The organism is Comamonas sp. 4034 (assembly GCF_050434545.1).
In the GTDB taxonomy this organism is placed as follows: Bacteria; Pseudomonadota; Gammaproteobacteria; order Burkholderiales; family Burkholderiaceae_C; genus Comamonas; species Comamonas odontotermitis.
The window spans coordinates 21,444-33,975 of the sequence record NZ_JBNDIT010000001.1; the positions used below are offsets into that span (position 1 = coordinate 21,444).

10 protein-coding genes are annotated in these 12,532 nt (G+C 63.7%); 1 reads left to right on the forward strand and 9 read right to left on the reverse strand.

Going from position 1 to position 12,532, the window contains the following annotated elements:
• Positions 1 to 194: 194 nt before the first annotated feature.
• The 9 genes from ABIE32_RS00110 to ABIE32_RS00150 form a co-directional block, all read right to left on the reverse strand.
• The gene (locus ABIE32_RS00110) at positions 195 to 1,397 is read right to left on the reverse strand and encodes an MFS transporter (protein WP_429012590.1); all 1,203 of its coding nucleotides are present in this window, start codon (positions 1,395 to 1,397) and stop codon (positions 195 to 197) included.
• A gap of 86 nt (positions 1,398 to 1,483) precedes the next feature.
• Entirely contained in the window at positions 1,484 to 2,242 is a 759-nt protein-coding gene (locus ABIE32_RS00115) for a 5'-methylthioadenosine/adenosylhomocysteine nucleosidase (RefSeq protein ID WP_429012592.1), read from the reverse strand.
• An 89-nt stretch (positions 2,243 to 2,331) separates the two neighbouring features.
• Positions 2,332 to 4,020, reverse strand: coding sequence for an AMP-binding protein (locus ABIE32_RS00120; protein WP_429012594.1), 1,689 nt, complete (start codon positions 4,018 to 4,020; stop codon positions 2,332 to 2,334).
• A gap of 179 nt (positions 4,021 to 4,199) precedes the next feature.
• Entirely contained in the window at positions 4,200 to 5,039 is an 840-nt protein-coding gene (locus tag ABIE32_RS00125; protein ID WP_429012597.1) for a hypothetical protein, read from the reverse strand.
• 188 nt (positions 5,040 to 5,227) lie between these two features.
• A complete protein-coding gene (locus ABIE32_RS00130) occupies positions 5,228 to 6,472 on the reverse strand; it encodes a M48 family metallopeptidase (RefSeq protein WP_224150547.1) in 1,245 nt (414 codons plus the stop codon).
• Positions 6,473 to 6,561: 89 nt separating this feature from the next.
• Positions 6,562 to 7,971 carry a glutathione-disulfide reductase gene (gene gorA, locus ABIE32_RS00135; protein ID WP_429012600.1) on the reverse strand — a complete coding sequence of 470 codons (1,410 nt, stop codon included), beginning with the start codon at positions 7,969 to 7,971 and terminating at the stop codon, positions 6,562 to 6,564.
• Positions 7,972 to 8,249: 278 nt separating this feature from the next.
• Positions 8,250 to 9,314 carry a class II fructose-bisphosphate aldolase gene (gene fba / locus ABIE32_RS00140; RefSeq protein WP_184704305.1) on the reverse strand — a complete coding sequence of 355 codons (1,065 nt, stop codon included), beginning with the start codon at positions 9,312 to 9,314 and terminating at the stop codon, positions 8,250 to 8,252.
• A 242-nt stretch (positions 9,315 to 9,556) separates the two neighbouring features.
• On the reverse strand, positions 9,557 to 10,924 hold the full coding sequence (locus ABIE32_RS00145; RefSeq protein WP_429012602.1) for a histidine kinase dimerization/phospho-acceptor domain-containing protein: 1,368 nt from the start codon (positions 10,922 to 10,924) through the stop codon (positions 9,557 to 9,559).
• Complete coding sequence (locus ABIE32_RS00150; protein WP_429012605.1) at positions 10,921 to 11,622, reverse strand: response regulator transcription factor; 702 nt, start codon at positions 11,620 to 11,622, stop codon at positions 10,921 to 10,923. Before ABIE32_RS00150 ends, ABIE32_RS00145 begins: the two co-directional genes overlap by 4 nt.
• 75 nt (positions 11,623 to 11,697) lie before the next feature.
• Between ABIE32_RS00150 and ABIE32_RS00155 the strand changes: the two genes are divergently transcribed.
• Positions 11,698 to 12,408 carry a phosphatase PAP2 family protein gene (locus ABIE32_RS00155; RefSeq protein WP_429012608.1) on the forward strand — a complete coding sequence of 237 codons (711 nt, stop codon included), beginning with the start codon at positions 11,698 to 11,700 and terminating at the stop codon, positions 12,406 to 12,408.
• The last annotated feature ends 124 nt before the right edge of the window (positions 12,409 to 12,532 follow it).

Consider the following 12,532-nt stretch of genomic DNA (forward strand, 5'->3'; position numbering starts at 1 on the left):
AGCGACCACCCCATGGGGGGAATACAGAGGGGAAACCCTAGGGCATTGAATGAATGGGACAGGAAAAGGCGCGGTTCCCGGCCTCGTCGAATGCGGTGAAAAGCAGCAGAAATCAGCCTGTAGACCGCACTGCCCGTGCGCGATCCGCTATCGAATCAGATATGCATCTCTGGGGCACAACCGCCGGGCACACATCAGTCCTGCCTGGAGCGAAGACACCACAGTGCCGTGGCGGCAGTGCTGGCAGCAGCCACGAGCACCCACAACGCGCCCAGTTGCCAACGCTCCAGCGCAAGGCCGAAGAGGAAAGGTGCGCTGGCCTGCGCCATGCGCGCCGGCACCATCAGCAGGCCCTGCCGCTGCCCGTACCCCTGCGCGCCGAACATGGCAAGCGGCAGGGTGCCGATGACCACCGTCATGATGCCGTTGCCCAGGCCAAAGGCCACCGCATAGCCCCAGCCGCCTGCAGCGCCAAACCCCACCAGCACCAGGGCAGCCAACGGGTACGCCATGACGGCGATCCGCGCCGACCACAGCGGGTGCGCGCGGCGCAGAAATATGTAGTCCGCAATGCGGCCCGCCACCTGCGCAGGCCCCACCAGCGCCGCGGCCGCGACGGCGGCCGTGGCAGTGGCGCCACTCACGGCCAGCAGGCGTGGAAGGTGCGACATCATGGAAGTACCAATGAACCACACGGAGGCAAACGTCAGTGCCAGCAGCACCAGCGTACCCATTCGGCTGCGGATGGTATTGGGTGGCAGCTGACTGGGGGTCGCTGCCGCATCCAGTGCTGGATCGGCCCCCTGCCGGGGCTGTGCGCGTGGCAGCGTGGCATGCAGCGGCAACAGCACCAGCAACTGCACCCCAGCCCAGAACAGGCAGGCGTCGCGCCAGCCTACGGCCTGCAGCAGCCAGGTGGTGATAGGCCAGCTCACGGTGCTGGCAAAGCCGCCAAACAGGGTGATGCCCACGATCACGCCGCGCGCCTCCTTGCCATAAAGCCGCACGGCAGAGGCAAACGCCGCTTCGTACAACCCGGCGCCCATGGCCAGCCCCAGCAGCAGCCAGGCGGCAAACAGCTCTCCCGCCGTCTGCACCCGGGATAGCAGCACCAGGCCCAGTGCGAACAGCACATTGGTCGCCATCAGCACCGGGCGCCCGCCCCAGCGGTCGATGAGCCGCCCCGCCACCGGGCCGGTGAAGGCCATCACCAGCAGCGCCAGCGAAAACGCCGCAAAGACACGGGATGCCGGCACGCCCAGGCTCCCGCCCATGGCGCCCGCGAGGATGGCCGGCAGGTAGAAGGCCGAACCCCACGACAGCATCTGCCCCACGCCCAGCTTGCAAGTGGTCAGCACCGGCCGCTCGGCACCGGGATTCGGCGAAGAAAGGGACATTGTCGGCATGGGGTTCATCAGACCAGCGCGCCATTGTGCCGGGCATGCCTGCCGCGCACAGTCACCCTGGCAACCGGGCCACGCGTTCAGGCCACGGGCAGACTCTGCAGAAGACTGCCCATGATGCGTTGCGCGTAGCGGCTCGATAGGGTGCTGATGAAACGAGGAAAATCCATGTGCGCGCTGTCGTCGGCGCGGTCGGAGATGCTGCGCATGGCGGCGAACGGCACGGCGTGATCGGCGCAGACCTGGGCCACAGCAGCGCCTTCCATTTCCACCGCCAAGGCCTCCAGCCCTGCAGCCCGCAAACTGCCTTGCAAGACATGCACTTCGGCGGCACTGCTGACAAATCGGTCGCCGCTGACGATCAGGCCCTCATGCATGCGCGGAGCGGGAAGGCCCAGTTCGGCAGTCCACGCGGCGGCATCGCCCTCCACACAGCGCTGCACAGCCCAGGCCAGTTGCGCACTCCATACGGCATCGCAGTCAAAGCGCGCCCGGCCATAGCCTGGCGCCTCGTAGCGCGGGAAGATCGGCGAGGCGTCCATGTCGTGCTGCGCATAGCTGCTGGCCACGACCACGTCGCCCACCTGCACGCCTTCGCCCAGACCGCCGGCCACGCCGGTAAACACGATGGCCCGCACGCCAAAGCGTTCGATCAAGGTGGCAGCCGTGCTGGCCGCAGCCACCTTGCCAATGCCCGAGAGCGCCAGCACCACGGCATGGCCATGCAGCTTGCCATGCGTATAGCGACGGCTGGCATGGTCGGTGATGGACGAGTCTGTCAACAGGTTGGCAATGCCTGCCTGCTCTTGCGGCAGGGCGCTGAGGATGGCGATGGTCACGTCAGGGTGTGGAATCGGCAAAAAACAAGCGGAGATTGTCGCCGCAATCTCCGCTTTACCATTGGCCTTGCTCGCTTGAACCCGGGGCCTTAGGCCTTGGTGGCTTCGTCGCGCAGTTCGCGTCGCAGTATCTTGCCCACAGGGGTCTTGGGCAGGGCATCGCGAAAATCGATGTACTTGGGCCGTTTGTAGCCGGTCAACCGCTCGGCGCAGAAAGCACGCAGTTGCGCCTCGGTCAGGTCTGGCGACTTGCGCACCACCACCAGCTTGATGGCCTCGCCCGTCTTCTCGTCCGGCACGCCCACCACGGCGCATTCGGCCACGCCCGGACAGGCTGCGGCAACATCTTCCACCTCGTTCGGGTAGACGTTGAAGCCGCTCACCAGCACCATGTCCTTCTTGCGATCCACGATGCGGAACATGCCATCGGCCTCCATGATGCCGATGTCGCCGCTGCGAAAGAACCCGTCTTCGGTCATGGCTTTGGCGGTCTCGTCCGGGCGCTGCCAGTATCCGGCCATCACCTGGGGGCCTCGAATGCAGACTTCACCCCGCTCGCCCTGGGCCACCGGATAGCCCAGGTCATCCAGAATCGCCAGATCGGTGCCCGGCATCGGGTAGCCGATGGAGCCCGACGATTCCTTGCCGGTGCCAACGATGTTGCAACTGGCCACGGGGCTGGTTTCCGACAGGCCGTAGCCTTCGACAATCGGCTGGCCGGTGCGCTGCAGCCAGCGCTCGGCCACGGCATGCTGCACAGCGGCGCCGCCACCCACCACCACACGCAGGTTCTTCCAGTTCACCTTGTCGAAATCGGGGTGGTTCATCAGTCCGTTGAACAGGGTGTTGACGGCTGGCAAGGTATGGAATTCATACTTGCCCAGCTCGCCCAGCACCGCCTTCATGTCGCGCGGATTGGGAATCAGCAGCACCTGGTGGCCCAGGCGCATCGACAGCAGAAAGCAGACCGTGAACGCGAAGATATGGTAGAGCGGCAGCGCGCATACACACAGCGGCTGCTCGCCCGCAGGGATGGTCTTGAGCGCAGGACCATACCAGGCCTGCACCTGCATGACATTGGAGCCCAGGTTGCGGTGCAGCAGCACGGCCCCCTTGGCCACGCCGGTGGTGCCTCCCGTGTACTGCAATGCAGCGATGTCGTCCGCACCCACATCCACGGGCGAGAACTGGTGGCGTTCGCCTTCGCGCAGCGCATCATTGAAGGCAATGCTGCGATCGATCTGGAACGGCGGCACCAGTTTCTTGCTGTGGCGCACCACCCAGTTGACGATATTGCCTTTGAGAAACCCCAGCATATCGCCCATGCTGCAGACAATGACCTTGTCGAGCTGGCGGTGGGCCGGGCAGTTCTGCACCGTGGCGCCAAAGTTCTCCAGCACGATCATCAGCTTGGCGCCGCTGTCCTTGAGCTGGTGGTCCAGCTCGGACGAGGTGTAGAGCGGATTGACATTGACCACAACCAGCCCGGCGCGCAATACCGCCGCCACGGCCACCGCATACTGCGGCACGTTGGGCATCATCAGTGCCACCCGGTCGCCCTTGACCAATGTCAAGGTCTGCAGATAGGCCGCCAGCGCCGTACTGTATTGGTCGAGCTGGCGGTAGCTGAAGGTCGCCCCCATGAAATGCAGCGCCGTGCGGTCTGCGTATTGGATGAATGCCTGGTTCAGCAATTGCACCAGGGTGGGCACATGGTCCCGGTCAATGTCCTTTGGCATTTCGGCCGGATAGGCCGCCAGCCAGGGGCGTTCTGTCATGCACAAGTCTCCTGCGGATGCGGTTTCCCCACACCGTTTTTGAATGGTATCGGCCCTATTGTGCGGAGTTTGCAGCGCCTGCGGGTCTGGATATACCCTGAATCAGACGAAAAAAATGCCATGGTTTGCGCCATGGCATTTTTTGAATGCGGTGGGGGTACCCGTGCGCGACAGGTGCGTCACGGCTTGGTTGGCGATTCACCCTCGGATGCAGGGGCATCCTTCTTGAACGTGTCCTTGCTGATCAGCACGTCCGAATCCACGGTCCTGGTTTCGTAATAGGGCTTGGTGTCGATATCGTAGGGAAACGGCGGCACGTTCATCACACCATTGATATAACCCGTGCTTTGCCGCACGGACAGCGCCAGATCCTGCGACCAATCCACCAGCGGGCGGCCGGCGGCCAGAAAATCAGCGCTGTTGCGTGTCTGCGGGCGTACCAGACGATGGTCTGCCAGCACCTGCACCTCTACATAGCCGCCATTGCTGGTGGTGTACTGGTAGGAGACATAGGACACCGGCCGGGCAAAGAATATGCCAGCCGCCTCCAGGCGTGTGGCCATGGCCGGATCGTTTGCAGCCAGCCAGTCCGTGCTGTTGGCCGTCCGCTTGATGCGCAGGCAATCCACACGGCCTACATTCAGGCCCTGGGTACGCTCCACCAGCACGCCCTTCTGCTTGGGGCAATCCTCGGTCCAGACGGTGTTGCGGTTGTCCAGGCTGTCCACATTGGAGCGCACCGACATCACCCCCACCAGCTCGCCGAGCGTGGTGCGCATCTGCCAGAGCTTGGCGGTCAAGGGCTTATTCTTGGACAGGTCTTCGGGCAGCACGTTCAGGACTTCGCTGTCCGTGCCCCAGTACTTCCATTGCAGGTCGGGGTTGCTGTCGAGCGACACCTGGGTGCGCCCCACCTGCGCTGTATTGGGCGACAGCGGTGCGCAGGCGGTCAACAGCACAACAGCGGCGCTGCAGGCCAGCAAGACCATGGAAGGAGAGCGGACAGCGGAAAAAGGCATAGAACGGATCCAGAAGGCGGCGGCAGCCAAGGCACTGCCAAGCCCCGCATCATAGCAAGAGCGCCCCGAATTCTGACCGCCCCGCCCCGGACGAATCTGGAGACATTGGCATGACATGTTTCCAGATGTACTTACCCCGCATCTGCGCCAGCCCAATGCCAGCGCCAGGCACCGGGCTGCAGCGGTTTTCAGTCCTCGCGGCAGACGTCTGGCAGGTAGCGCTCTGCCTTGCCTTCCGCCACGCAGTGCCATTGCACCTTGCCATCATCATCGACCGATGGCGTCATGCCCAGGCGGCCAAAGCGGGTGATGGCCGTGAGCGACATGTCGCTGCTGTCATAGCTGAGGCTGGCGGCCAGTTGCGCAGGCACTGCTGCTTCTGCCAAGGTGTCGGGCACTTCTTCCTTTTGCTCGTAGTAGCGTGCCAGTGCATTGCGCGCCTGCTCGGCCTGGTTCCACTCCTTGCTGAAGGCTTCCTTGCCTTTCTTCTCCTGCATGCCCTGCATCAGCATGTCGGTCAGGCCGCCACCAGCGCCGCCCATGGCACCCGCGCCTTTCATGGCCGGAACGGCAATGGCAGCCAGGATGCCAACAATGGCCACCACGATGATGATGCCGGCAAATGCGCCGCCAGCACGCCCACCATATGGAACGAACAGCGCAAAAAGATAGCTGAACCAGTTGCGGCCCGGCATCTTGGTGCCCGGGCTGATCATGCGCGCCACGCGCTTGGTGAGCCAGGGGTAGCCGCTCAGAAGCTCATGCAGGTCGGGAAGGAAGCCACGGTTCTTCATGGTCTGGCGCGCATACTGCACCAGATTGATGTTCTTCCACTTTTCGGCGCCAGCAGCCAGTACCGACAGCGCACGCGCCGCCGATTCGGGGTTGTCGCAGCAGGCACGGCCATGCATGTCGCAGGTGTATTCCTGCGCGCGCGAATAGGCGGCACCGATCAGCGGCAGCCAGAGCACCGGCATGCGCCAGAAGTGGCCGGTCAAGTGGCCCTGCTTGATGTGGCCCAGTTCGTGGCCAAAGTAGAAGTTGATGCCATCCGGCTGGCCGCGCATCGCGTCCAGCGTGTCGGTAAGCACGATAACGAAGTTGCGGCCCAGAAAGCGCGTGGCAAATGCGTTCATGATGCCGTCGCCTTGCAGGATGTAGACCTCGGGCGGTTCCGTCATGCCCAGCTTCTTGCAGCACTGCAGGTACTGCAGGTACAGCTCGGGGAACTGCTCGTCCGACAGCCGCACGCCGGTGCCGCGCAGCCAGGCGATGAGGCCCGATTGCGCAAACAGGTAGAAGATGAAGCCGAACAGCAGGTAGATCAGCGCCGTGCCAAGGGTCGCGAGAATGATCACCAGCCAGGCAATCAAACCCAGCACCAGGGTGATCAGGCCCAGTGATTTCTCGCGCGGGTACACCAAGTCCGCCATATGTGTCTCCTTTGTAAAGATGCGCCATCATGCATCAAGTTACAAAAGGTAGGATAAGGCGATGCAGCGGCGTTGCACCGCAACAACTGTCAGGTTCGTGAAAGCTCGCGCAAGGTCACCAGTTCCTCGGCCATGGTGGGGTGAATGCCGATCGTCTGGTCAAACACCGCCTTGGTGGCGCCCGCCTTCATCGCCACGGCAAAGCCCTGGACGATTTCGCCGGCATCGGCCCCCACCACATGCAGGCCGACCACGCGGTCGCTTGCATCATCGACCACCAGCTTGACCAGGCTGCGTTCGCTGCTGCCCGACAAGGTATGGCGCAGCGGCTTGAAGTCGCTGCGGTAGACACGGATCTTGCCGCAACGCTCCCGCGCCTGAGCTTCCGACAGGCCCACCGTGCCGATCTGCGGGTGGGTGAACACCGCCGTTGGAATATTGCCATAGTCCATCACCCGCGCCTCCTGGCCTGGCACCGGGCCCAGCACATGGTCCACCCAGGCCATGGCCTCGGCCAGCGCCACGGGCGTGAGCTCCATCCGCCCCACCACATCGCCCAGGGCATGCACGCTGGGCAGGTTGGTGGTGAAGTGTTCATCGACCACAATGGCACCATTCTTTGACTGTGCAATGCCCAGCGCCTCCAGCCCCAGCCCAGCCACATGGGGCTTGCGGCCCGTGGCGTACAGTACCTGATCAGCGCGCAGCATGCTGCCGTCGTTCAGATGCACCACGCGCCCGCCTCCCGCAGCACCTGCAGCCTCTGCGGTGATGCGCGCCACATCGGTGTTCACGCGCACATCCACACCGGCCTTGCGCATTTCATCGGCGACAAAAGCACGCACCTCGTCGTCGAAACCACGCAGAATCTGCTCTCCGCGGTACAGCAAGGTCACCTCCACGCCCAGGCCGTGAAAGATGCTTGCCATTTCGCAACCGATGTAACCACCACCCACCACCACCATGCGACGCGGCAGCACGGGCAAGTCGAACACGTCGTCAGACACGATGGCCCATTCCTTGCCATCCACATCCGGCAATGCAGGGGTGCCGCCGGTGGCGATCAGGATATGGGCGGCCGTGAGGCGCCGCACTTCCACACCGTTCTGGGACACCACCACGGTATGCGCATCGGCGAGGCGGCCATGGCCACTCAACCGCTCTACCTGGGCGCCGGTCATCAGGCCTTCGTAGATGCCGTTGAGGCGGGTGATTTCCTTGGCGCGCGCGGCCTTGAGCTGCGCCCAATCCAGCCTGATGCCTTCCGGCATCTGCCAGCCGTAGCCCCGGGCTTCGGCAAAAGCATCGTGGTAGCCCGCCGCGTAGCTGTAGAGCTTTTTCGGAATGCAACCCACATTGACACAGGTTCCGCCCATGGCACCCGATTCAACCATCGCCACCCGGGCGCCGCGCTTGGCAGCCATGCGCGCGGCACGCACGCCGCCTGAGCCGCCGCCGATGACGATCACATCAAAATTCCATTCGTGCTGGGGCAGCATGGGCCGTACTCCTTGCGTTTTTGTATGACCGCCCCATTCTGGCAAAAGAGCGCGCCACTCTGCCTGCAAGCCGTGCAAAGCGCCTGCCGGTGCGGGGGCATCTCCGAAACGCACGCCTCTGCGCGGCGTGATGTGTTGGGGCGCCCGCCGCCGGGCCCATGCGCCTCGGCGCAACTGGCAGCGGCAAAAAAAAAACCTGCAGCATGCTGCAGGTTTGGTGGCTTTCAGGCCCCTGGCGCCCATCTCATATGCGCCAGCAGCTATGAAAACAATAGTATTTACTTGACCAGCTGGGCCAGCTCGCCACCGGCGTACTTCTTGGCCATCTGTTCCAGACTGTAGCCCTTGATCTTGGCGCCCTGGCCTTCGCAGCCAAACTCGATGTAACGGGTCTTGCACACCAGCTTGGCGGCTTCGCGGGCGGGCTTGAGCCATTCACGGGCGTCGAACTTGTCGGGGTTCTCCGCCATGAATTTGCGCACGGCGCCGGTCATCGCCAGGCGGATGTCGGTATCGATATTGATCTTGCGCACACCGTACTTGATGGCTTCCTGGATTTCCTCGACGGGCACGCCGTAGGTTTCCTTCATCTTGCCGCCGTACTGGTTGATGATGGCCAGCAGCTCCTGCGGCACCGACGAGGAACCGTGCATCACCAGGTGGGTGTTGGGAATGCGGGCGTTGATTTCCTTGACGCGGGAAATCGCCAGGATGTCGCCCGTGGGCTTGCGCGAGAACTTGTAGGCGCCGTGGCTGGTGCCGATGGCGATGGCCAGCGCGTCCAGCTGCGTGGCCTTCACGAACACGGCCGCTTCCTCCGGGTCGGTCAGCATCTGGCTGTGGTCCAGCTTGCCCACGGCGCCAATGCCGTCTTCCTCACCAGCGTCGCCCGTTTCCAGGTTGCCCAGGCAGCCGAGCTCGCCTTCCACGGTAGCGCCTACCTTGTGCGCCATGGCGACGACCTTCTGGGTCACGTCCACGTTGTAGTCAAAGGACGACGGCGTCTTGCCGTCGCTCATCAGCGAGCCATCCATCATCACCGAGCCAAAGCCCAGGTTCAGCGCGCCCTGGCAGATCTCGGGCGTGGTGCCATGGTCCTGGTGCATGACCAGGGGGATGTGGGGGTACATCTCGGCCGCAGCCTGGATCAGGTGCTTGATGAAGGGCTCGCCAGCGTACTTGCGGGCACCAGCGCTGGCCTGCAGGATCACGGGCGCGCCGACTTCGTCAGCTGCCGACATCACGGCCTGGACCTGTTCGAGGTTGTTCACGTTGAAGGCGGGGATGCCATAGCCGTTTTCGGCAGCATGGTCCAGCATTTCGCGCATCGAGATCAAAGGCATGGTCGTCGGGTCCGTTCTAATACAAAGAAAAAGCGCTGCAGCCGCTGCTGCAGCACCCTCGATTTATTTACGCATTGCCAGCACCACCCCGCAAAACGCAGGATTTGCGAAAAGACGAAGGGCCGGCAGGCAAGGCTCGGCGGCGTCTCAAGGCGGTTTCAGCAACTCCAGGCGGCAGCCAACAGGCCTGTAAAGGCAGAAAATGGCCGGTAACCGCTTGGTAACTGCCTATTTTAACAAGCTCAGGCGGCCGGTATCGCCGGCATACCGAGGCGATAGCAAGTGGTATAGGGTGCGGGAGCCGCCGTCTGCCCGAAACTGCCATGGTGCAAGGCCATGATGCGCTGGGTGATTTCATGGCCCAGGTGCAGGCTGTCCACGGGCTCCGCAGCGGCGGTCTGCCCGGTGCGACCGCCATCGTCGCACACCTGGAGCCAGCAATGGCCGCCCTCCGCAGCGTCGTCCAGGCCGCCCTGTACCTCGATCTGCGTTCCAGGTGGCGTGTGGCGCAAGGCGTTTTCCACCAGATTGCGCAAAGCCACCTCCAGCAGCACGGCATGGCCGCTCACCCACAAGGCGTCGGGCATTTCCACAGCCAGACTGCCGCCATGCTGCCAGGCAGCCTGCGCATATTCGGCCGCCACGGTGCGCGCCAGTTGCGCCACATCGACGGGCCGGGCCTGCTGTGTCAGCGCCACCCGGCTGCTGCGTGCCAGCGCGAGAATCTGGTTCAGCACATGGCCTGCGCGCAAGGCATCGCTGCGGATGCGCTCCACCGCCTGCGCCTGCTGCGGCTGCGGCAGCCCTCCCTGCAGGGCCTGGGCGTGCAGGCTGATCGATGCGAGCGGCGTGCGCAACTCGTGCGCCACCTCATTGGCGAGTTTGCGCTCGTGCTCCATGGCCTCGTCGTTGCGGTCGAGCAAGGTGTTGATGGAGTACGTGACCGCACGGAATTCCTGCCAGTCATGGCCGGTGGACAGGCGCTGGCCCTGCTCGGGCTGCAGCGCTTCCACATCCCTGGACAGCTGGTGCAGCGGCCTGAGACCGGCGCGTATCGTCAGCCCCAGCACCAGGGTGACCACCGGCAGCAGCCACAGGCCGGGCAGCACCATCTGGCCCGCAATGTCGTCGGCCAGATCGTCGCGTTCCTGCAGGGCCACCATCACCGTCACCTTGCGGGTGTGCTCGGCGTTCCATTGGGTAAAGGTGCGCCATGACTGCTTTTTTTCACCCAGCTGCGCATCGAAGAAGCCTTCGCGCTCGTCCGCAAACATCAGCCGAGGCGCGCCGCCCACATTCAGCAGCATATTGCCCTGGTCGTCCCACAGTTGCATGCTCATGGACTGCTGGTAATCGTGGGCGCGCAAACCCGGCAATGTTACCCGCGGTGTCGTCATGCCCTGGCCATAGGCATCGGATACAGGCAGGTTCAGCACCAGGGCGGCCACGCTGGCGAGGTGGCCATCGGTCAGCTCATCGGCTTCCTCCACCCCCGCCTGGTAGCCCCAGAACACGAAGCTGGCCCACACCACCGCCAGCGCCCCCAGAATCCATACCTGCAAGCGCGTCTGCAGGCGCGGCAGGCGGAGCGATGCGGCAGATGCGTTCATGCGCCGGTATCCTGCGGCATGAAGTAACCCACGCCGCGCATGGTCTGAATATAGTCTGCGCCCAGTTTCTTGCGCAGGTGGTGGATATGCACCTCGACCGCGTTGCTCTCGACCGAGGCGTCAAAGCTGTAGAGCTTTTCTTCGAGCTGCTGGCGCGAAAGCACCCGGCCATGGGCCTGCAGCAGGATGAGGAGGATGGTGTAGGCACGTGGCGACATTTCCACCAAGGCCCCCTTGAGCCGCACCTGGTGCTGCGCTGGGTCCAGCACCATGTCGCGGTAGTGGATCAGCGGGTTGGCGCGGCCGGCCGCCCGCCGCACCAGGGCCCGCAGGCGTGCCTGCAGTTCCTGTGCGTCAAACGGCTTGGAGAGGTAGTCGTCCGCCCCCAGATCCAGCCCTTCGATGCGGTCATGCACACCATCGCGCGCCGTCAGAATGATGACGGGCGTTGCCGGATCGGGCAGCGCCTTGGTCAGGCCTGTGGGTGCCGGCGCGTTGCGTAGCCGCTGCAGCAGGCTGGTGCCATCGCCATCGGGCAGGCCCAGGTCCAGCAGCAGCGCATCAAAGCCTTCCGTGGTCAACGCCGTCCAGGCTGCGGCAATGCTGCTGCACCAGTCCACGGCATGGCCGCGCTGCTGCAGGTTGGCCTTGAGCCCCTCGGCAATGCCGGCATCGTCTTCAACCAGAAGTATTCGCATGCCAGCCATTGTGCATGAGGGCGCCCCGCTTCTACATTAAGAAATGCTTAAGCGCAGCCGCGCATGCTGCATGCCATGCAATCGTCTCCGCGTCTTCCGCTTCCCGCCAACGCCAGTTCCACCCCCACCACTCGCTGGATCGTCATCTCCCTGATCGGTTTCGTGCTGGCCTCCCTCTGGGATCTGGCCGGGCAGGATGTCGCCATGGCCCGCTGGTGGGGTACGGCCCAGGGCTTTGCACTGCGTGACAACCCTTTTCTGGTGAACTACATGCACGAGGTGATGCGCATGCTCGGCTGGATCATGGTTGTCGTCCTCAGTATTGGTGTGTGGTTGCCTTTTGGCGCATTGCGCCGTTTGCCCACGGCCCGGCGTGTGCAATTGGTGGCGGGCATTCTGATCGCGCTGGCCGTGGTAGCCATCGTCAAGCGCAGCAGCGCCACCAGTTGCCCCTGGGATCTGCAGCTGTTTGGTGGTGTGGCCGATTACGTGTCGCACTGGCGCTGGGGCGTGCGTGATGGCGGTGGCGGCCACTGCTTTCCTGCTGGCCATGCAGCCGCTGGCTTTGCCTTTTTGGGCGGCTACTTTGCGCTGTACCGCGATGCCCCGCGTGCTGCGCGCTGGTGGCTGGCGGTGGTTCTGGTGGTGGGCTTCGCCCTTGGCATCGGCCAGCAGATGCGTGGCGCCCACTACATGAGCCACACCCTGTGGACCGCCTGGCTGTGCTGGACGGTCGGCCTCGCCGTGGATGCGATTGTGCAGCGACGCATGGCTATGCATGCTTGACGCAAAATGCTACTTCTTTGATAGCATTCGATGCTTATTCCATGGATCCAAAGCGTTATCTTCTACACTAGTTTCTGCACTCGCGGTCCGTCACCCGGTTTTCCATAAGAAAAAGCCTCTGGCG

Excerpts from the sequence above, each read along its gene's own strand:
- ABIE32_RS00155 (WP_429012608.1), top strand. The coding sequence starts at position 11,698 with ATGCAATCGTCTCCGCGTCTTCCGCTTCCCGCCAACGCCAGTTCCACC.
- ABIE32_RS00110 (WP_429012590.1), bottom strand. The coding sequence starts at position 1,397 with ATGTCCCTTTCTTCGCCGAATCCCGGTGCCGAGCGGCCGGTGCTGACC.
- ABIE32_RS00125 (WP_429012597.1), bottom strand. The coding sequence starts at position 5,039 with ATGCCTTTTTCCGCTGTCCGCTCTCCTTCCATGGTCTTGCTGGCCTGC.
- ABIE32_RS00120 (WP_429012594.1), bottom strand. The coding sequence starts at position 4,020 with ATGACAGAACGCCCCTGGCTGGCGGCCTATCCGGCCGAAATGCCAAAG.
- fba (WP_184704305.1), bottom strand. The coding sequence starts at position 9,314 with ATGCCTTTGATCTCGATGCGCGAAATGCTGGACCATGCTGCCGAAAAC.
- ABIE32_RS00130 (WP_224150547.1), bottom strand. The coding sequence starts at position 6,472 with ATGGCGGACTTGGTGTACCCGCGCGAGAAATCACTGGGCCTGATCACC.
- ABIE32_RS00150 (WP_429012605.1), bottom strand. The coding sequence starts at position 11,622 with ATGCGAATACTTCTGGTTGAAGACGATGCCGGCATTGCCGAGGGGCTC.
- ABIE32_RS00145 (WP_429012602.1), bottom strand. The coding sequence starts at position 10,924 with ATGAACGCATCTGCCGCATCGCTCCGCCTGCCGCGCCTGCAGACGCGC.
- gorA (WP_429012600.1), bottom strand. The coding sequence starts at position 7,971 with ATGCTGCCCCAGCACGAATGGAATTTTGATGTGATCGTCATCGGCGGC.